The 23,073-nt window shown below is 70.9% G+C and carries 18 protein-coding genes; 17 read left to right on the top strand and 1 reads right to left on the bottom strand.

All coding sequences use genetic code 11. The features are described from left to right. Positions 1–25: 25 nt before the first annotated feature. Complete coding sequence (locus tag KDM41_03970; GenBank protein ID MCB1182567.1) at positions 26–511, top strand: methionine-R-sulfoxide reductase; 486 nt, start codon at positions 26–28, stop codon at positions 509–511. A 131-nt stretch (positions 512–642) separates the two neighbouring features. Next, complete coding sequence (locus tag KDM41_03965; GenBank protein MCB1182566.1) at positions 643–2,943, top strand: tetratricopeptide repeat protein; 2,301 nt, start codon at positions 643–645, stop codon at positions 2,941–2,943. A gap of 78 nt (positions 2,944–3,021) precedes the next feature. Here the strand turns inward: KDM41_03965 and KDM41_03960 are convergent, their stop codons facing one another. Then, positions 3,022–5,511 (bottom strand): S9 family peptidase, encoded by a 2,490-nt coding sequence (locus KDM41_03960; GenBank protein ID MCB1182565.1) that lies wholly within the window; start codon positions 5,509–5,511, stop codon positions 3,022–3,024. 168 nt (positions 5,512–5,679) lie between these two features. On the opposite strand from KDM41_03960, the gene KDM41_03955 reads away from it, so the two are divergent. The 15 genes from KDM41_03955 (at position 5,680) to KDM41_03885 (ending at position 23,049) form a co-directional block, all read left to right on the top strand. Then, on the top strand, positions 5,680–6,081 hold the full coding sequence (locus KDM41_03955; GenBank protein ID MCB1182564.1) for a hypothetical protein: 402 nt from the start codon (positions 5,680–5,682) through the stop codon (positions 6,079–6,081). Between the two features lie 398 nt (positions 6,082–6,479). Further along, the gene (locus tag KDM41_03950) at positions 6,480–7,268 is read left to right on the top strand and encodes an SCO family protein (GenBank protein ID MCB1182563.1); all 789 of its coding nucleotides are present in this window, start codon (positions 6,480–6,482) and stop codon (positions 7,266–7,268) included. Positions 7,269–7,272: 4 nt separating this feature from the next. Then, entirely contained in the window at positions 7,273–8,955 is a 1,683-nt protein-coding gene (locus tag KDM41_03945) for a cbb3-type cytochrome c oxidase subunit I (protein ID MCB1182562.1), read from the top strand. 86 nt (positions 8,956–9,041) lie between these two features. Beyond that, complete coding sequence (locus KDM41_03940) at positions 9,042–9,599, top strand: cytochrome c oxidase subunit 3 (GenBank protein MCB1182561.1); 558 nt, start codon at positions 9,042–9,044, stop codon at positions 9,597–9,599. Between the two features lie 10 nt (positions 9,600–9,609). Beyond that, complete coding sequence (locus KDM41_03935) at positions 9,610–9,918, top strand: cytochrome C oxidase subunit IV family protein (protein MCB1182560.1); 309 nt, start codon at positions 9,610–9,612, stop codon at positions 9,916–9,918. Between the two features lie 9 nt (positions 9,919–9,927). Continuing rightward, the gene (gene coxB / locus KDM41_03930) at positions 9,928–10,827 is read left to right on the top strand and encodes a cytochrome c oxidase subunit II (GenBank protein ID MCB1182559.1); all 900 of its coding nucleotides are present in this window, start codon (positions 9,928–9,930) and stop codon (positions 10,825–10,827) included. 1 nt (position 10,828) lies between these two features. Continuing rightward, the gene (locus tag KDM41_03925) at positions 10,829–11,713 is read left to right on the top strand and encodes a protoheme IX farnesyltransferase (protein MCB1182558.1); all 885 of its coding nucleotides are present in this window, start codon (positions 10,829–10,831) and stop codon (positions 11,711–11,713) included. A gap of 46 nt (positions 11,714–11,759) precedes the next feature. Beyond that, on the top strand, positions 11,760–14,441 hold the full coding sequence (locus tag KDM41_03920; GenBank protein MCB1182557.1) for a protein kinase: 2,682 nt from the start codon (positions 11,760–11,762) through the stop codon (positions 14,439–14,441). A gap of 5 nt (positions 14,442–14,446) precedes the next feature. Continuing rightward, positions 14,447–15,856, top strand: a complete 1,410-nt coding sequence (locus KDM41_03915) for a deoxyribodipyrimidine photo-lyase (GenBank protein MCB1182556.1) — start codon at positions 14,447–14,449, stop codon at positions 15,854–15,856. 116 nt (positions 15,857–15,972) lie between these two features. Beyond that, complete coding sequence (locus KDM41_03910; GenBank protein ID MCB1182555.1) at positions 15,973–16,560, top strand: hypothetical protein; 588 nt, start codon at positions 15,973–15,975, stop codon at positions 16,558–16,560. A 191-nt stretch (positions 16,561–16,751) separates the two neighbouring features. Then, on the top strand, positions 16,752–18,149 hold the full coding sequence (locus KDM41_03905; protein ID MCB1182554.1) for a VWA domain-containing protein: 1,398 nt from the start codon (positions 16,752–16,754) through the stop codon (positions 18,147–18,149). Between the two features lie 128 nt (positions 18,150–18,277). Then, positions 18,278–18,853, top strand: a complete 576-nt coding sequence (locus tag KDM41_03900) for a hypothetical protein (GenBank protein MCB1182553.1) — start codon at positions 18,278–18,280, stop codon at positions 18,851–18,853. Positions 18,854–19,021: 168 nt separating this feature from the next. Then, on the top strand, positions 19,022–21,790 hold the full coding sequence (locus KDM41_03895) for a CHAT domain-containing protein (GenBank protein MCB1182552.1): 2,769 nt from the start codon (positions 19,022–19,024) through the stop codon (positions 21,788–21,790). A 28-nt stretch (positions 21,791–21,818) separates the two neighbouring features. Continuing rightward, positions 21,819–22,409: a sigma-70 family RNA polymerase sigma factor gene (locus KDM41_03890; GenBank protein ID MCB1182551.1), complete on the top strand. Its 591-nt coding sequence runs from the start codon at positions 21,819–21,821 to the stop codon at positions 22,407–22,409. Then, positions 22,402–23,049 (top strand): hypothetical protein, encoded by a 648-nt coding sequence (locus tag KDM41_03885; protein ID MCB1182550.1) that lies wholly within the window; start codon positions 22,402–22,404, stop codon positions 23,047–23,049. The genes KDM41_03890 and KDM41_03885 overlap by 8 nt, the downstream gene beginning before the upstream one ends. The last annotated feature ends 24 nt before the right edge of the window (positions 23,050–23,073 follow it).

Raw genomic sequence — 23,073 nt, 5'->3', positions numbered from 1 at the left:
AAGCACCCAGCAACGGGAGGACGTCATGAGAGTCGACAAACGGGGCCTGGCCCTGATCATCATCCTGGTCGCGGCCGCTGCGGCGGCGATCGGCCAGGCGGGGGAGAAGCCCGTGGAATACAACAAGCTGAATTACGAGGAGAAGCGGGTCATCCTGCAGAAGGGCACCGAGATGCCCTGGACCGGCGAATACGACAAGCTCTTCGCGAAGGGCACCTACATCTGCCGCCGCTGCAACGCCCCGCTGTACACGTCCCAGGACAAGTTCAACTCGGGCTGCGGCTGGCCCGCCTTCGACGACGAGATCGCGGGCGCGGTGAAGCGCGTGCCCGACGCCGACGGCCGCCGCACCGAGATCACCTGCGCCAACTGCAGCGGGCACCTGGGCCACGTCTTCCTGGGCGAGGGGCTGACGCCCAAGAACACGCGCCACTGCGTCAACTCCATCTCCATGCGCTTCGTGCCCGCGGGGGAGGAGTTGCCGGAGGTGATCACCGCGGCCGCGGACTGAACCGCGTCTGGGCGGTTGTCTCCCGCGGCGAATTGACCGATGATTGGGGGCGGATTGGATCCTGTGAGATCCGGGCCGCCCCCGTTTCCCGTCGGGGCGGGCTCCGTTTTGCCCCCAGCCGGAGACCGGACATGAACCTCTTCCAGGAGCTGCGCGAGCGGCGCGTGCCCCAGATCATCAGCGGCTACGTGGTGGGCGGATGGGGCCTCCTGCAGTTCCTCGCCTTCCTCGAGGGCCGGATGCGGGTGGCTCCGGACCTGGTCAACCTCGTCGGCCTAGGCCTGCTGCTGGCCCTGCCCAGCGTGGCGACCCTGGCCTGGGTGCACGGGCGGCCCGGTCGCGACGCCTGGGGCCGCGCGCCCAAGATCGTGGTGCCCGCCAACGTGGTGGGCATCGCCGTGCTGCTCTTCGTCATGTTCCAGGGGCGGGAGCTCGGCGCCGTCACCCGCACCATCGAGGTCGAGGACGAGAACGGCGCCGTCGTCGAGCGCGTGGTCCCGACGAGCGCGTTCCGCCAGCGGGTCCTGATCTGCTACCCGACGCTGCCGGCGGGCGCCGACTCGGCCGACGTGTCCGGCGAGGTGCTGGCCTACCTGGTCTCCATGGACATCAGCCAGGACCCCTTCGTCGACACGGTGCTGCCCCTGTCGATCCCGGCCTCGTTCCGGGCGGCGGACTCCGAGGACGGGCGGGGCCTGTCCGGCGCGCGCCTGCGCAAGATCGCGCGGGACGCCCACATTCCCCACTACCTGACGGGCGAACTCGCCCCCGCCGCCGGGGGCTGGGAGCTGCGGACGCGGCTGAACGCCAGCGAGACCGGGCGCATCGTGGCGGAGCGGACGTTCACGGCGCCCGACCTGATGGCCCTGACCGACCGCCTCTCGCGCCAGGTGCGCGAGGATCTCGGCGTGCCCGCGGCCCAGCTCGAGCAGAACCCCGACCTGCCCGTGGTCGAGATGACCAGCGCCGACCCCGAGGCGGTCCGGCTGCACGTCCGCGCCGTGCTGAACGTGACCCACGCCAACAAGTGGGACGAGGCGGTGCCGCTGCTGCAGGAGGCCGTGAAGCGCGACGAGGGCTACGCCCTGGCCCAGTTCCTCCTGTTCGGCGTGTCCCAGAGCCTGGGCCAGGCCGAGGTGGCGTCGCAGGCCATCGGCGCGGCCATGGCGAATCTCTACAAACTGCCCGAGCGGCTGGGCTTCCTGATCAAGGCCCAGTACTACTTCAACGAGAAGCACGACGCGGAGAAGGCCGCCGCGGTGGTCGACATGTGGGCGCGCATCTATCCCGACGACGTCGGGGCCTACGAGCAGATGGCTACCTTCGCCTACATCCGGCAGGACCTGCCGGCGGCCGTGGCCGCCCACGAGCGGATCCTCGCCATCGATCCGGCCCGCGTCAGTTCGCTGGAGGACCTGGCCGACCTGCACACCCAGCTGGGCGATCTGGACAAGGCCGAGGGCTACCTGAAGCGGTACATCGAGCTCAACCCGACCCGGGCCGACGGCTACGAGAACCTGTCCGACTTCTACAGCGACGTCGGGCGCCTCGACGACGCGCGCGACGCCCTCTCGGAGGCCCTGCTGCTCGAGCCGGAGAACGGCACGCTGGCCATGAGCGTCATCGACCTGGACATCAAGATGGGGGCGTGGGAGCCGTCGGAGCAGGTCCTGAAGGAGAAGCTGACGACGGCGGGCGGGGCGCGCGAGACGGCGCGGGCCGCGAACCGTCTCGTGAACCTGGGCATGCTCCTCGGGCGCGGCGACATGGTCGAGGAGTACCTGGACGTGTCCCACGCCGCGATTCTCGAACTGCAGAACCCGCTGCAGGCGAACCTCGTCTACACGATGATGCTGCCGTCGCTGAGCAGCGCCGGGCGGCCCGACGCGGCGCTCGCGCGGATGGCCGCGGCGCGAGAGGCGATCCCGGCGCCGTTCACCGGGCTGGCCGGCGTGGGGCAGGCGTGGGTGCTGGTCGAGGCCGGGCGCCCCGCCGAGGCGCGGGCGGCCCTGGCCGAGGCCGTGGTGATCATCGACCAGTTCGGCTTCGAGACCTTCCGCTCGAGCGTCACCATGGTCGAGGCCATGATCGCCGAGGCGGAAGGGGACATCCCCGGCGCGGTGACGGCCTACCGCGAGGCCCTCGACGAGGCCATCAAGGTGCAGCCCTTCCTGCGGGCCGACTGCGCGCGGGCCCTGCGCCGGGACGGCCAGCTCAAGGAGGCCGCCGTGGTGCTGGACGAGGCGCTGAAGGTGGAGCCGGCCTACCCGCAGATCCGGCTCGAGGCGGCGCTGCTGGCCGAGGCCCGCCGCGACATGGACCAGGCCCGCGACCACCTGGATGCGGCGCTCGCGGCCTGGTCGCAGGCGACGCCCGGATTCCAGCCCGTGCTGCAGGCCCGGGAACTGGCGGCGCGGCTCGCGGCGCGCTGAGCCCGGCCGCCGTGCTGCGCAAGGGAAAGGCGCCGCCCCTGCGGGCGGCGCCTTTATCCTGCCGGTCCGGCGGGCGGCCTAGGAGCCACCCATCTCGCTTCCGGCCAGCGACCGCGGCTCGGCGTTCTTGCAGTAGCGCTCGAGCCACACGTCGGTCTCCCACAGCAGGTGCATGAGCGACTCGCGGGCGCGGTAGCCGTGCGACTCGTGAGGCAGCATCACCAGCCGGGCCGTGCCGCCCAGGCCCTTCAGGGCGCCGTACATGCGCTCGCTCTGCATGGGGTAGGTGCCCGAGTTGTTGTCCGCGTCGCCGTGCACGAGCAGGATCGGCTCGTTGATCTTGTCGGCGTGCATGAACGGGCTCATGGTCGTGTAGATCTCCGGAGCCTCCCACACCGTGCGCTCCTCGCTCTGGAAGCCGAAGGGCGTGAGCGTGCGGTTGTAGGCGCCGCTGCGGGGCAGGCCGCAGCGGAAGAGGTCGGAGTGGGCCAGCAGGTTCGCCGTCATGAAGGCGCCGTAGCTGTGGCCGCCGATGGCGATGCGGTCGCGGTCGACCACGCCGCGGTCGACGACGACGTCGACGGCGGCCTGGGCGCTGGCCACGAGCTGCTGCACGAAGGTGTCGTTGGGCTCCTCGTCGCCCTCGCCCACGATGGGCATGGTCGGGTCGTCGAAGACCGCGTAGCCGCGGGTCAGGAAGACCATCGGCGACCACCAGCCCACCCGCGTGAAGCGGTAGGGCGAATCGGTGACCTGGCCGGCGTCCTGCTTGCTCTTGAACTCGGTGGGGTAGGCCCACATGACGCAGGGCAGGGGCCCGTCCCGCTCCTTGTCGTAGCCCGCCGGCAGGTAGAGGGTGCCGGTCAGCTTCACGCCGTCGCTGCGCTCGTAGGTGATCAGCTCCTTGCTGATGCCGTCGAGCTGCGGCGTCGGGTTGGGGAAGCGGGTCTTCTGCGTCGCGTCGCCCGATTTCAGGTCGCGCAGGAAGTAGTTGGGGGGCTCGGTCTGCGACTCGCGCCGGGTCAGCACCAGGCGCCTGTCCACGTCGATGACCTCGACGGGATCCTCGTAGTAGGGCGCCTCGGAATGGAACAGGCGCGTGGTCTCCATGGTGCGCAGGTCCAGCGCATCGAGGAAGGGGCGGTCGCCCTCGGGGCTGGCGCCCGGGCCGTCGAGGAAGATGGTGTTGCCGCCGTCGGCGGTGAGGATCACCCACTCGCCCCAGGCGTTGGCGTGCAGCACGGGTTCGCCGGGATCGGCGTAGCGGTCCTGCCAGCTGCGGTCCTGCACGAGCACGGGGGCGACGTCGCGGTGGTCGGGCTGCACGCGCCACACCTTCACGTTGCGCGTCGTCCACCACCACGAGCTGACGAAGGCCAATTCGCCGTGGCCCCAGGTGACGCCGCCGTAGCGCTGGGCCAGGGTGGCCAGCACCGCGGGCTCGCCGCTGAACGGGGCCGCGAGGGTGAACACGCGGTCGCGCTCGGCGGCCTCGACGCCGCCGTCGCCGCCGTCGAGGGCCTCGACCCAGACCAGCTCGGCCGCGGCGTCGGCGCGCCAGTCGATCGAGCGGCGGCCCGTCTCCACGGAGCCGAAGCTGATGGGCACCTGGTCCTGCAGCGGCAGGTCGGCCACCTCGTAGACCAGCTTGCCGTCGCGGTCCCAGACCTGGACCGCCTTGGGGAAGCTGCCCTCGCGCAGGGAGTAGGAGTAGGGGCGTCTGACCATCTCGACCAGGACGTACTTCGCGTCCGGCGAGGGGTTCACCCGCCGGTAGATGGCGGCGTCGCCGATCCTGCGCGTCTTGCCCTTCAGGTCGACGACGACCAGCTCGCTGGTGGCGTAGTGGTCGTACAGGCTCTCGTCGTAGGGGTTCTGCAGCAGGTCCTGCAGGGTGCGGGCCGGGGCCTTCTTGCCCAGGTTCTCCTGGATCACCGGGCCCGACGGGACCACGGGCTCGGCCGGGGCGGCGCCGCGTCCGGCGGGGATCACCCGCGCGACGAGGGCCTTGTTGTCGGACAGCCAGCTGTAGGGGCGGCCGTAGACGGCGTTCAGGGCCATGCCCGCGGGGGTGAGCCGCTGGGCCTTGCCGTCCTTCGCCTTGGCCGTCCAGAGGGTCAGGGCGTCGTCGATGTTCACCACGAAGGCGATGCGTTCGGAGTCCGGCGACCAGGTCACGCTGGTGATCTGCGGGTCGGCCGGCAGGCCGGTGACACGCACCTCGTCGCCCGACGAAAGGTTCTGCAGCAGGAGCCCGTTCAGGTTCCAGCCGCGGCTCGGGCCGTTGCTGCGCGGGTTGATGCGCAGGCCGGCGAGACGCAGCTCGGGCTGGGCCACCTCGGCGATGGACGGGTAGCCGGGGCGCTCGAGGTGCAGCAGCCAGCGGTTGTCGGGACTGATGGAGACGCCGGGGGTCGGCGGGGCGTCGATGATGTCGGCCAGCACCTGGGGGGGCATCTGGTAGCCGAGCCTGGTGCCTTCGTCCTGGGCGGCCGCCGGCAGGGCCAGCAGCAGGACGAGCAGGGTCAGCGGCAGCGCCGGCGACCGGAACGTGCGGAACTGGGACATCTTGAACTCCTCGGTCCGGTGTGGGGAGAACGGCGGAATGCTCCCACTCTAACGCAGGAGCGCTCCCGCGGCACATACGGAATCGCGCGGCGGGGGTTGCCGACCGGGGCGATCGGGGTGAGGTTGGAGGCAGCGTCTTTCGTGACCGTCCGCAGAGGAGGATGTCCCATGTCGTCGTTCGCCCCGCATCGCCGTCGTTTCCTGATCCGCTCCGGCACCGCCCTGGCCGCGGGCTGGGCCGTGCTGGCCGGCCTCGTTCCCCTCGGGGGCTGCGGCGGCGAGGACCAGGCGGCCGACACCACGCCGGGACGCGCCAAGGCGACCATCGACGCCGCCCGCGCCGTCGCCGATCCGTGCAACGACCCGGCCTCCCTCTCCGAAGAGGCGAAGACGACCCGCGCCACCTTCAAGTACGAGATCCGCTCCGCCGATCCGGCGAAGCTCTGCCAGTCGTGCAACTTCTGGCAGCCGCCGGCCGACGGCGGTCCCTGCGGCACCTGCACCCTGGTCAAGGGTCCGATCCACCCGTTGGGAAGCTGCATGTCGTGGGTGGAGAAGGTGAAAGCCTGACCGGATCGGTCGATAATCGTAAGTCCAACAATCGGTTGGGAATGTGGTGCAGCGGGTCGGGGCCGCCGCCGAGGATTTTCTGGCCAAAAGAGACCGTTTTTTTAATATTGCGAACCAATATCACACCATGTTACCATGGATTGTGATGATTTGATTCTCATTCTCACTTGAAGCGTGGGCGCCCATCTGCGGCCCAGTCCGACGTTTCCATCACCTGTAATGACGTGACCGGTTCGCCCGCGGGGGCGGTCGGTTGTGCGGACCGCAGGCGGCCGCGAGACGCGGTGCGTCCGGGGCGGGGGTGGCCGATGCCGAGTGGGAAGTCGAATCCGATGACGACTCCGATGACGAGTCCGATGACGAGTCCGAAGCCGTGCGGGAAGACGGGAGCGTGGGGAATGACGAAGTGGTGGAGCGGGGTGCTCCTGGCGGGCCTTCTCGTGCTGGGCGGGGTCCCGGCGCTGGCCCAGTTGAACGAGGAGGCCGTCGAGTTCGACGAGCACCTGGGCGAGATCGTGCCCGGGGACATCACGCTCATCGACGAGGACGGCCAGGCGGTGCTGCTGTCGGACATCGTCGACCGGCCGACGCTGGTCACCATGGTCTACTTCGAGTGCCCGGGCATCTGCACGCCGCTGCTGAACGAGGTGGCCGACATCCTGGGCAAGAGCCGGCTCCAGCCGGACAAGCAGCCCTTCCAGCTGATCTCCGTGAGCTTCGAGCCGAAGGACACCTCGGCCATGGCCAAGGAGAAGAAGGCCAACTACCTGAAGCTGGTCGGGCGCGAGCTGCCGCCGGAGACGTGGCGCTTCTACACCGCCGACCAGGCCGACATCGACGCGCTCACCGGGGCCCTGGGCTTCCGCTACAAGCGCGCGGGCAAGGAATACACGCATCCCGGCGGCATCGCGATCCTGTCGCCCGAGCGGAAGATCGTGCGCTACCTGTACGGCCTGCAGTTCCTGCCCTTCGACTTCGAGATGGGCGTCTACGAGGCGGCCCAGGGCAAGGTGCGGCCCACGACGGCGCGCCTGCTGCAGTTCTGTTTCAGCTACGACCCCGAGGGTCGGACCTACGTCTTCAACCTGGCCCGGGTGGTCGGCGTCGTGATGCTGACCTCCATCGTTTTCTTCATCGCGTTCCTGTTCTACTTGACCCGTGTCCGCGGACGCGGGAAGGAGGCTTGATCTGATGGCCGACAGTTCCGTTGCCGCTTCCGGTGCGGCCGCCTATGGCCATTCCGGCAGCTACCTGAAGACCCCCGCCAACGGCGGTCTCCTGAGCTGGTTGACCACGGTCGACCACAAGAAGATCGGCCTGATGTACGCGGCGGCCATGTTCACCTTCTTCCTGGTCGGCATGTCGCTGGGCGTGCTGATCCGGCTGGAGCTGATGCAGCCGGGCTCGCAGTTCGTCAGCGCGAAGACCTACAACTCGGTCTTCACCCTGCACGGCGTGATCATGATCTTCCTGTTCATCGTGCCCGGCATCCCCGCGATCCTGGGCAACTTCATCCTGCCCCTGCAGCTGGGGGCGGACGACGTGGCCATGCCGCGGCTGAACCTGATGAGCTGGTACGTGTACATGATCGGCGCCGTGATGGCGGTGCTCTCGCTCTTCGTGGGCGGCGGCGTGCCGGACGGCGGCTGGACGTTCTACGCGCCCTACGCCCTGAACACCCAGACCAACGTCTCGCTCGCCGTGGGCGCGGCCTTCGTGCTGGGCTTCAGCTCGATCATGACCGGCATGAACTTCATCACCACGATCCACCGCCTGCGCGCCCCGGGCATGGGTATGTTCCAGATGCCGCTGTTCTGCTGGGGCCTGTACGCCACGAGCTGGATCCAGATCATCGCCACGCCCGTGGTCGGCATCACGCTGGTGCTGGTGATCATGGAGCGCTGGCTCGGCCTCGGGTTCTTCAACCCGGCCCTGGGCGGCGACCCGGTGCTGTACCAGCACCTGTTCTGGATCTACTCGCACCCGGTCGTGTACGTGATGGTGCTGCCGGCCATGGGCATCATCTCGGAGATCCTGCCCACCTTCTCGCGCCGCACGATCTTCGGCTACAAGGCCATCGCCATGTCGTCCATGGCCATCGCCGTGGTGGGCTACCTGGTGTGGGGCCACCACATGTTCACCGCCGGCATGAGCAACACCGCCCGCTGGGTGTTCTCGCTGCTGACGTTCTTCGTGGCCATCCCCACGGGCGTGAAGATCTTCAACTGGCTCGCGACCCTGTACAAGGGCTCCATCGAGCTGCGGGCGCCGCTGCTGTACGCCCTGGGCTGGATCTTCCTCTTCTCCATCGGCGGCCTGACGGGCCTGGCCAACGGCGCCCTCTCGACCGACATCCACGTGCACGACACCGCGTACATCGTCGGGCACTTCCACTACACCATGTTCGGCGGCGCCGCGATCGGCATGTTCGCCGGCCTGCACTACTGGTGGCCGAAGATCTGGGGCCGCATGTACAACGAGAAGGTCGCCATCATCGCGGGCGGCTTCATCCTGGTCGGCTTCAACACCCTGTACGGCTCGATGCTGGCCCTGGGCATCATGGGCATGCCCCGCCGCTACGCCGACTACCTGCCCCAGTACGCGCCGCTGAACTTCGTGGCGACCGTCGGGTCGTGGATCCTCGTCTCGGGCGTGCTGCTGATGCTGTTCAACCTGGTCCGTGCGATCCGGTCGGGCGCCAAGGCCCCGGACAACCCCTGGGGCGGCACCACCCTCGAGTGGCAGACGACCTCGCCGCCGCCGCTGTTCAACTTCGCGACGCCGCCGACGGTGACCACCGGCCCCTACGACTTCACCGAGATCCTGCGCGAGCGCGGGAACGAGCCGTCGACCACCCAGGAGGTGCGTTCGTGAGTTCCCACGCGACCGATGTCCATGACGTGAACGCCGCGCCGCACGCCCACGTGGTCCACCGCGACGACGAGGGCTCGAAGACCGGCATGTGGCTGTTCCTCTTCACGGAGATCCTGCTCTTCGGCGGGCTCTTCGTGATCTACAGCGTCTACCGGGGCATGCACGAGGCCGACTTCCACCATGCGGCGGCCGAGCTGAACAAGTTCATGGGGGTGACGAACACCGTCGTCCTGCTCACGAGCAGCTTCACCATCGTGCTGTCGATCGCGGCGCTGCAGCGCAACCAGGTCGGGCGCAGCCTGGCCTTCCTGTTCTCGACGCTGGGGCTGAGCGCGACGTTCCTCGTGATCAAGTACTTCGAGTGGAGCGCCAAGTACCACCACCACATCTTCCCGGGCACGGAGCACATCCACGAGCTGCCGCACGGGGAGGGGCTGTTCTTCAACCTGTACTTCATGATGACCGGCCTGCACGGGATCCACGTCGTGGTCGGCATGATCGTGATGCTGGTCGTGGCGGCGAAGATCCGCAGCGGCGCGGTGGGGTCGACGAACTACGCCATGCTCGAGTACGCGGGCCTGTACTGGCACCTGGTGGACCTGATCTGGATCTTCCTGCTGCCCCTGTTCTACCTGACGACCTAGGAGAGCGACGATGAGCAACGCGAATCCGGCCGCGGCCCACGCGCACGACCACCACATCGTTCCCGTCAGCGTCTTCGCCTGGGTGTGGGTGGCCCTGCTGGTCCTGACGGCGATCACCGTCGGGGCCTCGGTCTACTACCCGGGGCACGTGGGAATCCTGGTGGCGATGATCGTCACGCCGATCAAGGCGGCCCTGATCCTGATGTACTTCATGCACCTGAAGTACGAGAAGAAAGTTTTCGTGATCATGTTCCTGACGGCGATCGGCATCTTCGCCATCTTCCTGGGACTGACCTTCTTCGACTACCTCTTCCGCTAAGGGACGGACATGAACGGAGCTTCCAGTTATTCCGGTCTCGTAGACAACGCCTTCATCTTCATCCTGGGCGCGAGCGTCCTGATGCTGATCGGCGTGACCGTGGCGATGATCACCTTCGTCGTGAAGTACCGGCGCAGCAAGAACCCCAACCCGGCGCAGATCGAGGGCAACGTGACCCTCGAGACGCTGTGGACCGTGCTGCCGACCATCCTGGTGCTGGTCATGTTCTACTACGGCTGGGCGGGCTTCAAGGTCATGCGGGACATCCCGGACGACGCCATTCCCGTCACCGTGCGCGGCCAGATGTGGTCGTGGGTGTTCGAGTACGAGGACGGCCGGCAGACCACCGAGCTGATCGTGCCGACCGGACGCAACATCAAGCTGAACCTCGAGTCCGTCGACGTGATCCACAGCTTCTTCGTGCCCGCCTTCCGCCTCAAGGAGGACTGCGTGCCCGGCCGCCACAACAAGGCCTGGTTCCAGGCGACGCGCGACGGCGAGTACAACATCTTCTGCGCCGAGTACTGCGGCGAGCGGCACAGCGCCATGCTTAGCCTGGTGAAGGCCATCCCGGCCGCCGAGTGGGACGAGTGGATGGGCATCGAGGCCGGTCCGCCAGCCGGCTCGCAGCTGCTCGCCGTCAAGGGCTGCACCGCGTGCCACAGCCTCGACGGTTCGCCGCTGATCGGCCCGTCGTTCAAGGGCATCTACGGCCACAACGCGACGGTCCTCACCGACGGCGTCGAGCGCGAGGTCCTGGTCGACGACGCGTACATCCTGAAGTCGATGCTCGAGCCCAACGCCGACATCGTGAAGGGCTACAAGGAGAACCTGATGCCCGCGCAGGGCGCGCTCACGACCGAGGAGGAGCGCCAGGCGATCATCGAGGTGATCAAGGAGCTGAAGTAGCGTGAAGGACTGGCTCGGACTGCTGAAGCTGCGCATCACCCTGGCGTCGACCATCACCACGGGGGTGGGCTACGTCATGGCGCGGGGCCAGGTCGACCTGCCGATCCTGCCCGTGATGGCGGGCATCCTGCTGCAGGCCTGCGGCGCCGCGGCCCTGAACCAGGTGCAGGACGCCCACATCGACGTCCTGATGGAGCGCACGGCTAGGCGGCCCATCCCGGCGGGGCGCATCTCGCGCCGCGCGGCGACCCTGTTCGCCCTCGGGCTGCTGGCGGCCGGCTCGGTCGTGCTCGGCTTCTTCGGTCTCGCGCCCATGCTGCTGGGGCTGGGCGCCGCCGTGGTGTACAACCTGGTCTACACGCCGCTGAAGCGGGTCACGCCCTTCGCGGCCCTGCCCGGCGCGCTGATCGGGGCGCTGCCCCCGGTGGTGGGCTGGTCGGCGGCGGGCGGCTACCTGAGCGACCCGTCGATCCACCTGGTGGCGTTCTTCTTCTTCATCTGGCAGATCCCGCACTTCTGGCTGCTGCTGCTCTTCTACCACCGGGACTACGCCGACGGCGGCCTGCCCTCGCTCTTCGACCGCTTCGACCGGCGCCAGATCGTGAAGCTGACCTTCATCTGGATCGCGGCCCTGGCGGTGTCGGCCCTGCTGCTGCCGCTCGTGCACCTCTTCGACGAGGTGAGCCTGGCCTATGTCGTGGCCGCCGCGGGGCTGCTGGTGGTCGTGCGCTCGCTGGCGCTGCTGCGGGTCGACGTGATCGGCCTCGCGAGCCAGGGCGCCGCGGCGCTGCAGCCCTTCCACAGGAGCTGCCGCATCCGCTTCATGGAGATCAACACCTTCGCCCTGCTCGTGTCGGCGATGCTGGTGGTCGACGCGCTGAACTAGTTCCCGGCCGCCTGCCGGCGGCCAGGTGTCCCGAGCGGGAGGCCGCATGAACGCCGGAGACCGCCTCGCCCACTACGAGATCGTCCGGCCCATCGGGGCCGGCGGCATGGGCGAGGTCTTCCTCGCCCGCGACACCCGCCTCGACCGCGACGTCGCCCTCAAGCTCCTGCCCACCGACTTCGCCGCCGACGCCGAGCGTCTTGCCCGCTTCCGGCGCGAGGCGAAGCTTCTCGCCGCGCTCAGCCACCAGAACATCGCCGGCATCCACGGCCTCGAGGAGGACGCCGGGCGCATCTTCCTGGCCATGGAGCTCGCCGCGGGGGAGACCCTGGCCGCCGTGGCCGACCGGGGCGCCCAGCCCCTCGAAGAGGTGCTGCGCATCGGCGTGCAGATGGCCGCCGGGCTCGAGGCCGCCCACGACAAGGGCATCGTCCATCGCGACCTGAAGCCGGCCAACGTGAAGCTCGCTCCCGACGGCGAAGTGAAGATCCTCGACTTCGGCCTGGCGCGGGCCTATGCCGGGGAGGAGGTCGCGGGGGGCGATCCCGGCGCCTCGCCCACGCTGACGGCGGCCATGACGGCCGACGGGATGATCCTCGGCACGGCGGCCTACATGTCGCCGGAACAGGCCCGGGGCCACGAGGTCGACGGGCGCACCGACGTGTGGGCCTTCGGGGTCATCGTCTACGAGCTGCTCAGCGGGCGGCGGCTCTTCCACGGCGAGACCGTCAGCGACACCCTGGCCCACGTGCTGCGCTCGGAGCCCGACTGGGAGGCCCTGCCCACCGACCTGCCGCCGAGCGTCCGGCGCCTGCTGCGCCGTTGCCTGCAGAAGGACCGCAAGCGGCGCCTGCACCACATGGCCGACGCGCGCATCGTGCTCGAGGAGATCCTGAGCGAGGGGACCTCGGCGCACGAGGCGCTCGAGACGGGGGCGCTGCCGGCCGCCCGGCGCGGGGGCGGCGCCCGGTGGGCCTGGACGGTGGCGGTGATCTGCGCCCTGGTCGCCGGCACGAGCGCCTGGCTGGCCCTGAGGCGGCCGGCGCCGGCGCCGGAGCGCCCGCTGCATGCCGAGATCACCCTGCCCGAGGGCGCCTGGCTCTCGTCCGGACGCCACTCGATCAGCGTCTCGCCCGACGGCGCGCGGTTCGCCGTGGCCACGGTGTCGGTCGCCTCGGGCGCCCTGTACGTGCGCGACCTGGCCGCGACCGGGTTCCGTCGCCTGCCGGGCACCGACGACGCCGAGACCCCGTCCTTCTCGCCCGACGGCCGCTGGCTCGCCTTCATGCAGGACGGCGTCATGCGCAAGACCAAGATCGACGGCGGCCAGCCGGTCGACATCTGCAAGTCCGATTGGGGCGGCGGCGTGTGGCTGAGCGACGGCAGCATCGTCTTCACCTCGAGCTACGCCGGCGGTCTCGCCGTGATCGGCCCCGACGCGACCGAGCCGCGCCAGCTGACCACGCCGGACGCCGCCGCCGGCGAGCTGGGCCACTGGTGGCCCGACGTGCTGCCGGGCGGCAAGTGGGTCACCTACACCGCGTGGGCCTCGCCCAAGCCGCGCCTCATGGCCCTGAACCTGGCCAGCGGCGAGACGCACGAGATCCTGCGCGACGCCACCTACGCCCGCTGGGTGCCGACCGGACATCTCGTCTTCGTCCGGGAGAACCAGCTGATGGCGGTGCCCTTCGATCCCGACGCTGTCGCGACCACGGGCCAGCCCGTGCCCGTCCTCGACGACATCTACCTGAACTCGTCGGACGGGTATTCCTTCCTCGACTTCTCCGACGAGGGGACGCTCGTCTACGCGCCCGCCTCGGAGATCAACGTGCCGAGCCGGATCGCGTGGATCGAGCGCGACGGCACGGCGGTGCCCATCGACCTGCCCGAACGCCTCTACGAGGGTCCGCGCGTCGATGCGTCCGGGCGCCGGGTCGCGGTGACGATCCACGACGGCACGAACCGGGACATCTGGCTGTGCGACCTGGAGCGGGGCACCTCGACGCGGTTCACCTTCACCGAGACGGCCGACTTCAACCCGGTGTGGACCCCGGACGGCCGGACGATCATCTACAACCACGAGCAGCCGCAGTTCGCGATCTGGTCGCGTCCGGCCGACGGTTCCGCCGCACCGAAGCCGCTGCTGCAGGAACCCATCGACACCCTGCCCTCGAGCGTTTCGCCGGACGGACGCTGGCTCGTGCACACGCGCGCCTATCCCGAGACCGGCAGCGACATCTGGCTGCTGCCCCTCGACGGCGAGGGCGAGGCGCGGCCCCTCGTGGCCACGCCCTTCAGCGAGGTCAAGGGGCAGGTCTCGCCGGACGGGCGCTGGCTGGCCTACGTGAGCAACGAGAGCGGCCGCAATGAGGTGTACGTGGTGGGTTTCCCCGACGGCGGTTCCCGCGTGCAGGTCTCCATCGAGGGCGGTTCCGATCCGGTCTGGAACGCGGGCGGGAGCGAGCTGCTCTTCCGCGACGGCGGGCAGATCAACCGGGTGGAGGTCGGGGCCGAGGCCCGTCCGAACGGGGAGATCAGCGTGGGCCGGCCGGAGAAGCTGTTCAGCCGGGCCTACGACTTCTCGTACTACAACTCGGCCTTCTCGGTGCCCGATGCCGGCGGCCGTCTGCTCATGATCGACGTGGCCAAGGACCGCAAGTCGCGACGTCTGCAGATCGTCACCGGCTGGTTCACGGAGTTGACAGCGAAGCTGGCCGAGGCGGAATAGCTCCCATGTCCCGACCCCTGCACATCATGTGGTTCCGCCAGGACCTGCGCCTGGCCGACAACCCCGCCCTGCGCGCGGCGGCCGACGGCACCGCGCGCGTGCTCCCCGTCTTCATCCTCGACGACGGGAACGCCGGCGAGTGGCGGCGCGGCGGAGCGTCGCGCTGGTGGCTGCACCAGGCCCTGCAGGCCCTGGACGCTTCGCTCGACGGCAGGCTGGTCCTGCTGCGGGGCCGGGCCGACGAGATCGTGCCCCGCCTGGTGGCCGCGACCGGGGCGGTGGGCGTGTTCTGGAACCGCTGCTACGAGCCCTGGCGCATCGACCGGGACAAGCGGATCAAGGCGACCCTGAACGACGCCGGCGTGCGCGCCGAGAGTTCGAACGGGTCGCTGCTGTGGGAGCCGTGGGAGGTGCTCAAGGGCGACGGCACGGCCTACCGGGTGTTCACGCCCTACTACCGGAACGGGTGCCTGGCCGGCGCGCCGCCGCGCGAACCGCTGCCCGCGCCCCGCGACCTGGTCCACGCCCACGTGGAGGTGCCGGGAGCGCTGGACCTCGACGCGCTGCAGCTCGAGTCGCCCCTCGGCTGGCAGGAGATGCTGGCGCCCCACTGGACGATCTCCGAGACCGGCGCCCGGGAGCGGCTCGACACGTTCGTCGCGGGCGGCCTCGCGGGCTACGGGGAGGGCCGCGACTTCCCGGCGCAGGAGCACGTGTCGCGCCTGTCGCCGCACCTGCACTGCGGGACCATCTCGCCCCACCAGGTGTGGCATGCCGCGGGCGGCGGCGCCCACGCCGAGGCCTTCCGCCGCGAACTGGGCTGGCGCGAGTTCTCGCACCACCTGCTCTACCACTTCCCGACGCTGCCGCGCGGCAACTTCCAGGACAAGTTCGACCGCTTCCCGTGGGCGTGGGAGTCGCCCCACATCGAGGCCTGGCAACGGGGCCGGACGGGCATCCCCTTCGTCGACGCCGGCATGCGCGAGCTGTGGCGGACGGGCTTCATGCACAACCGCGTGCGCATGATCGCCGCCTCGTACCTGGTGAAGAACCTGCTCGTGCACTGGCACGTGGGCGCGGAGTGGTTCTGGGACACGCTGGTCGACGCCGACCTGGCCAACAACAGCGCCTCGTGGCAGTGGGTGGCCGGCAGCGGGGCCGACGCGGCGCCCTATTTCCGGATCTTCAATCCGGTGACGCAGGGCAGGCGCTTCGACCCCGCAGGCGCGTACGTGCGGCGGTGGGTACCGGAGTTGGCCGCCCTGCCCGATCGCTGGGTGCACGAGCCGTGGGCGGCGCCGACAGGGGTGCTGAAGGACGCCGGGATCGCGATCGGCGCGGACTATCCGGCACCGGTCGTGGACCTGAAGGCGTCGCGGGAGAAGGCGCTCGCGGCGTTCTCGTCGCTCAGGTAGGAATCGCGACTTTCTGGCCGTCCGGTTGCATCCGGATGGCGGTGGTGGTAGTCTGGCGCCCACCCCCTGATCGCATTCCCGACCAAAGCGTCGCTCGTCGACCAAGGGGGACCATCATGCCTTGCCGATTCCTTCGTGCCATCCCGATCTGCATCCTCTTCCTGCTGCCGGCTCCGCTCGCCCTGGCGGTCTGCGTCGCCGACGTCGGGATCACTGCCGACCTGTTGCCCGCGCCGGACGAGGGGATGTGGCGCTACACGATGACCATTGCCTGGTCCTATCGCGATCACACGACGAGCACCTGGCAGCTCTATGCCGTGGTGCCCGGAACGGATTGCGATTGCACCGAACTGGCGGGCCAGTACCGCTTCCCGGACGACGCGGGCGCGGCAATCGGCGCGGGCGGAGGCTGCGAGGTTCCCTATGCGGGGGCCCTGGAATGCGGTCCGGACTCCCCGAGTCCCGACTATCCCTATCTCACATTCGTCGCCGGGGACGGGACCTCGTGCACGATGCCGGACGGCGGCGTGACGACCCTGGTCTTCGACTCGGTCCTGCCGCCGGTGGCGACCGACGGGGAGTTCCTCCTGGTGGTCGACCGGACCTGCGCGATCGCGGTGCATGGGGTACGGCCAGCCTACTCGTGCGGTGCCGTCCGCGTCGACGGCCTGGGCTGGGGGAGCCTCAAGGCGACCTACCGGTAGCCGGCCGGCGGCGACGGTCCGGCCTGCGGGACCGGGCTGCGGAGCGGGGGGCAGCGGAACGGCGCCGGATGTGGTAGGGTGTGCGGACATCATCGTTCCGGAGGCATCCCTGTCACCTCCCCGCTGTTCACGGCGCGCCGGCCGGGTCCGATCCCGGCCGGCGCTGCCCCATGGAATCGCGAGGCCGTGCCATGACCCGTCTCCTTGCCCCCCTCGTCCTGTTGACCCTGCTCGCCTCTTCGGCGCCCGGCGCCGAGCCCGCGGCGCCCTCCCCGATCGTCTTCATCTACGACTCCAGCGGTTCCATGTGGGGCCGCATCGACGACCGGGCGAAGGTGGAGATCGCCCGCGAGGTCATGTCCGCCACGGTCGGCGAACTGCCGGCGGGGCAGACGGTGGGCCTCGTCGCCTACGGCCACCGCAGCGAGGGCGATTGCCGCGACGTGGAGACGCTGCTGGAGGACGCGGCGCCGGCCGCCGTCGGTCCGGCGCTCGCCGCGATCCGGCCCCTGGGCAAGACGCCGCTGGCCTGGTCGGCCACGCAGGTGATCGACCGGCTGGCGCAGGACGGCCGCAGGGCCACGATCATCCTGCTCACCGACGGGATCGAGTCGTGCGACGGCGACCTGTGCGGCGTGGTGCGCGACGCGCGCGAAAAGGGCATCGAGTTCGTGCTGCACATCGTCGGTTTCGGCCTGCAGCCGGGCGAGACTGCGGCCCTCGAGTGCGCGGCCGAGGCCGGCGGCGGCCGCTACTTCGACGCCGCCAGCGCCGACGAGCTGGCCGCGGGGCTGCACGAAGCCACGGCGCAGACCGTCGATCTGCCGGCCAACGTGAGCCTCACGGCGACCAAGAACGGCGCCCCGCTCGACGCCTACATCGAGGCCTTCCCGCCGGGAGGGGGCAAGGCCGTCCGGGCGGCGCGCAGCTACCACAAGGGCGCCCTGTTCGCGCTGCCGGCCGGCACCTGGGATCTGAAGGTGAGCGCGCTGGAGGACACCGACCTGCAGCCCATCTGGCTGCGGGGCGTGACGGTGCGCGACGACGAGCTGAGCGAGCACGTGGTGCGCTTCGACGCGGGCACCGTCAGCTTCACCGTCATGAACAACGACGAAGGCTGGGACGCCCTGGTGACCCTCATCGCCGACGGCAAGCCCGTCGCCAAGGGCCGCACCTACGGCCGCGCCAAGGAGATGCAGGTGCCGCCCGGGCTCTACCGCGCCGAGGTGCAGGCCCTGGCCGTCGAGGGCACGACGACCACCTTCGAGGTGGCCGGCATCGAGGTCGCCGCCGCGGAGACGCGGGACGTGGTGCACCGGTTCGCGACGGGCATCGCCCTGATCGGCGTGCGCAAGGGCGACGAACTGGTCGACGCCGTCGTGAACATCACCGACCAGGCGACAGGCCGTGGGGTCGCCGGCGCGCGCACCTATACGAGCGAGGGGTCGAATCCCCGCAAGTTCGTGCTGACGCCCGGCACGTACTCGGTCAAGTACTCGACACTCGGCGCGCACAAGGGCCATGCCGACACCTTCGAGATGACCGTCGAGGCGGGGGGCACGTTCGAGAGGACGATCCGGTTGGAGTAGGCGGGAGCCCGGGAATTTCCGCCGATCCCGTCCGGCGCGGCGGCGGCGGCGGGACCTTGCGCAGCGGGGCCGGGATTGCGCATGTGCAGGTGATTGTCGGCCCGTCCCCTGCCAGGAGGTCTGGTTCCATGTCTGCTGCTTCGACCCATCCGCCCCGCCCGGACCGGCTCGTCCGGGCCGCCGTGCTGCTCGTGCCGCTCCTGCTCCTGCTCGGGGCGGTCGGCTGCGGCGATGACGACGACCCCGTGGCCCCGCGGCAACCCGCCGTGCGGGAGCCGGTCGCCCGGTTCTCGGTGCGCAACGGCACCCAGCTCGATCCGCTCGGGAGCTCCGGCATCTTCGACGACGGCCAGGACGACGCGATGCTGGAATTCCCAATCGATTTCGGCACCGCCGCCCGGGTCACTGCGGAGTTCGCCGTGTCCGACTTCATCTACAGCTCGGCGGACCCGTTCGCCGCGTTCGAGGTGTCGGTCTATGCGGCCAACGGGGTGCCGGACGCCGGCGACTACGGAGCCGGCACGCGGGCCGGCCTGTTCGCGTTGGCGCCGGGAGGCCGCGACACGTTCTCGCTCGATGTGACCGGTGTCGTGGCGGACCTGCAGGCGTCCGGGACGACCCATCTGGGCCTGCGGTTCTCCGATTCGACGTACTTCCAGTTGTCCGTCCGGCAGGAAGGGTCCCAGCTGACCGCCGAATACTGACGGGGGCGCCGGTCCGCCGGCAGGGACGGCCGGGGCACATGGCGCGGGCGGCGGCGGGACACCGGGATCCCGGGGCGAGCCGACCGGCGCGACGTGGTATGATGAAACCACGGGCGCCGCGGCGCCCGGCGAAGTCGGACCACCGCGACCCTCGGGAGCGACGCCAAGATGGACAGACCGCGTTCCCCGTCGGTGAAGGGGCGGCGCCCGCCGGTCGCGGGCCGTTCCGGTCTCGTCGGCGCCGTTCTGCTCGGGTTCCTGCTGTCCCTGCGCCCCGGGGAGGTTCGCGCGGAGCCGCCCGCGCCGCCGGCCGCGGCGGTCATCGACTCGGTGCGCGCGCTGTGGGGCGCCGGCGATCGCGACGGGGCCCACGCCTGCGTGGCGGCGACGTTGCCGCGGCTGCGGGCGGCCGCGGACACCCTCCAGCTCGGACGCCTCCTGATCCTGCAGGGCCAGATGTTCGCGACGCTGGGCGACAGCCGGCGCGGGGAGCCCCCTCTCGCCGAGGGAATCGACCTCGCCCGCGCTGCGGCCGACACGAGCTGGCAGCTGCGGGGCATGCGCTGGTACGGCGTGTGCCTCGGCTACAACCTGAAGCATGCCGAGGCCGAGGCCCTGTTCCGCGACATGGGGGAGCTCGCCCGGTCCGCGCGGGACTCCACCCACTGGGGCTGGGCCGAGGCGGGGCTCGCCTTCCAGGCCGGCCGGACCGGCGACGTCGCCACCGAACGGCGGCACTACGAGCAGGCGGTGGCGCTGTTCCGCGCCGCGGGCGACGTGCGCGGCGAGGTCTTCGCGCTCAACGGCCTCGGCACCGTGCTCGACCGCGAACACGACTTCACCGCCGCCCGCGCGTGCTACGACCGCACCCTCACCGTCGCGCGCGGGATCGGCGACACGTTCGTCGAGGCGCTGGCGGAGAACAACCTGGGCGCCCTCGAATACGGCGTCGGCGATCCGGGGCGGGCCGCGGAGCACTTCCGCCGCGCCTATGCCCTCCACACCGCCGGGGGCGTGCTGCAGGAGGCGGTCGCCGTCGCCCGCAACGTCGCCATCTGCCTGACCGCCCTGGGCGACTACGACCGGGCCCTGGAACTCCTCGACGACGCCATCGCCACCTGCCGGGAGCGCGGATTCACCGGGCGCGAGTACAGCGCGCAGACCGAGAAGGCCATCGTCCTGACGATGCAGCGGCGCCCGGCCCGGGCGGAGCGTCTCCTGGCCGATCTGATCGCACGCCCCGATCCGGTCACCGCCCGCGATCGCCTCGAGGCGGTCCTGGGTCGGGCGGTCGCGCTCGCGCAGCTCGGCCGCGCGGAGGAGGCGGCGACGCTGATGCTCGGGTTCGCCGGGGAGGCCCGTTCCCTCGGCGACACGTTCCTGCGCTTCGAGTACGGCGTCCGCCTCGGCCGGCTGCTCAACGACACCGGCCGTCCGGACGAGGCGCTCGTCCGGATGGCGGAACTCGAGCGCGAGGGGATCGCCGCGGACGTCCCGACCGGGCGGCTGGTGGCGCCCCTCGAAGCGGGGCGGGCCTGGCGGGCCCTCGCCCGTCCGGACAGCGCCCTCGCCTGCCTGGAGCGCGCGGCCGCCGTGTGGCGCGAGCAACGCGGGGTGCCGCGGGATCCGGTCTGGCGCGAACGCCGCGGGGAGGAGGGGCGCCGCATCCACCTGGAGCTGGCGGACCTGCTCCTGAACGGCACGCCGTCCGGCGACGCGGACCGGAGGCTGCGGCGCGCGTACGCCCTGCTGCAGGAGTTCAAGGCGCGCACCCTGTTCGAGCGGATGGTCGGGCCGCAGGCGACCCCGGCGCAGCCGCGGGAGCCGACCACGCTGGCGGCGGTCCAGGCCGCGCTCGCCGCCGACGAGGTCCTGCTGGACTGCTTCCTCGGGGCCGACCATTCCTTCGTGTTCGCGGTGACGCGCACCGAAGTCCGCGTGGCCGATCTGCCACCGGCGGCCGAACTGGCCGAACGGGTCGCGCTCTTCCGGGCCCTGCTCGGAACCGGTCGGCCGGCGCTGCCCGGGCGCGGGGAAGCGGTCGCCGCCGGCCGGGACGCGTTGCGCCGCCTCCTCCTGGATCCGGTGGCCGACGTGCTGGCCGGCCGGACCCGGCTGATCTGCTGCCCCGACGGCGTCCTGAACCGCCTGCCCGAGGCCTTCCTGGCGGGACCGGGCGTCGTGGCGTGCCGGGTCCCGTCGGCGAGCATCTTCGCCGACCTGCGGGCCGGACTCGCCGCCGCACCGGCCGCCGTCGGCTCGGTGTGGATCGCCGGCGGCGGGGTCGACGGCTCCGGCCGGCAGCTGGCCGCCGCGGTGCGGGAGGTGGCGTGGCTGGAACGGCGCTACGCGGACCGCGCGAAGGCGCCGCTGCGGGACGACGACGCCCGGCTGCCCGACGGCGACCTGATCCACCTGGCGTCCCACGTCGAGGTGAGCGACACGTACCCCTGGCGCTCGGCCGTCCACCTCGGTGGCGACACCGTCGTGTCGGCCGCCGACATCGCGGCGACCCGCCGCAGCGCCCGGCTGGCCGTGCTGGCGGGCTGCGAGTCGGGCGGCGGCGCCGTGTCCGACGGGGGCGGCGTCATGGGGCTCGGGTCGGCGTTCATCGCCGCGGGCACGCCCACGGTGGTGGCCAGCCTGTGGCCGGTGGACGATGCGGCGACCTTCCGGCTGATGCACGGCTTCTATCGCGGTCTCGAGGGCGGCGGGACGGTCGCGGGGGCCCTGGCCGCCGCCCAGCGGGAGCTCGCCGCTGACAGCCGCTTCGCCGACCCGTACTATTGGGCGGGCTTCGTCGTCATCGGGGAGGGGAACCAGCGGCTCGACCTGTCGCCGGCCCGGAGTTCCCTGCCCGCGGGCCGTCTGCTCGGCGCCGGCGCCCTGCTCCTGGCCGCCGTCGCCGCCTTCAGCGCGAGAGGAAGATTTTCGTGATCGCCCGCCTGCCGGATCCGTCTCAGACATGAACGCCGGACGTCCCGCGCCGCCGACCGACGCCGAGCTGGTCTGTCGTGCCCTGGAGGCGCGCGACCCCGCCGCGCGGGCCGCGGCGGGTTCCGAGCTCCTGCAGCGCTACCACGCGCGGGTCTTCCAGTGGTGCCACGCCCAGCTGGGCGATCCGGACCTGGCCGCGGACGTGGCGCAGGAGGTGCTGCTGAAGGCGTACCACGGTCTCGCGGGGTTCGCGGGGCGGTCGCAGTTCTCGTCGTGGCTGTTCGCCATCGTGCGCAATCGCTGCCTGGACGAGCTGCGCAGCCGCCGTCCCCCCGGCGACCCGGACGCCGTCGACGAGCTCGTCGACGACGCGGTGTCGGCGCTGGGACGGCTGGAGGCCGCGTCCGAGCGGGAGGCCTGGCTGCGGCGCCTGAGGCGCTATCTGGCGCCGCGGGAACAGGAGGCGGTGTATCTGCGGTACTTCGAGAACATGCCGCTCGAGGAGATCACGCGGCTGCTGGATCTCGACCAGACCACCGGCGCGCGCGCCGTGCTGCAGACGGCGCGCCGGAAGCTGAGGGCCGCGCTGGCGGGGAAAAGGAGGTTCGACCATGACTGAACCGTGTCCGTCGATCGAGGAACTGGGACCTATGGCGGAGCTCGCCGCCGGCGACCCACGCCGGGCCCATGTCGATTCCTGTCCGCGTTGCCGCGGCCTGCTCGCCGCCTTCGCGGGATTCGTGGCGGGCAGCCCGTCCCATGCGGATCCCGCGCGCGAGGCGCGGCTCGCCGCCGGCCTGGCCGCCCTGGCGACCCCCGCGTCCCGCCGCGAGCCCGGGACGGTCGTGCGGATCCTGCGGTCGCGCGTCACGGCCTCGCTGCTGGCGACGGCGGCCGTCCTGGTCCTGGTCGTGGGGCTGTCCCGCGAGGGCGATCCGCTGCCGGGCGGGCCCGCCGGCGTGACCCGCACCACGTTGTCCGCCAAGGACTTCGGCATGGAGGCCCGCGTCGTCACGGACGGCGGCTACCGCCTGTCGTGGACCCGTCCGGCGGCTCCCGGCGAGACCTTCCGGGTCGTCTTCTTCGGCGGCGACCTCGTCGAGGTCGGCCGCATCGAGGCGGGAACGGCGGCCGGCGTGGACTGGACCCCGCCGCAGCGCGCGGGGGGCGACGCGGCCGCGATGACCTGGCGGATCGAGGTCGTGCGCGAGGGCGACGTCGTCGCGCGTTCGACGCCGCAACCGTTGCCCCGCCGCTGAGGCCCGCGAAATTTCCTGTGATCT

This window comes from bacterium, assembly GCA_020440705.1.
Classification (GTDB): Bacteria; Krumholzibacteriota; Krumholzibacteriia; order LZORAL124-64-63; family LZORAL124-64-63; genus JAGRNP01.
Note: the sequence above shows the minus strand (reverse complement) of the source record. Positions and strands in the feature narration are given on the sequence as shown.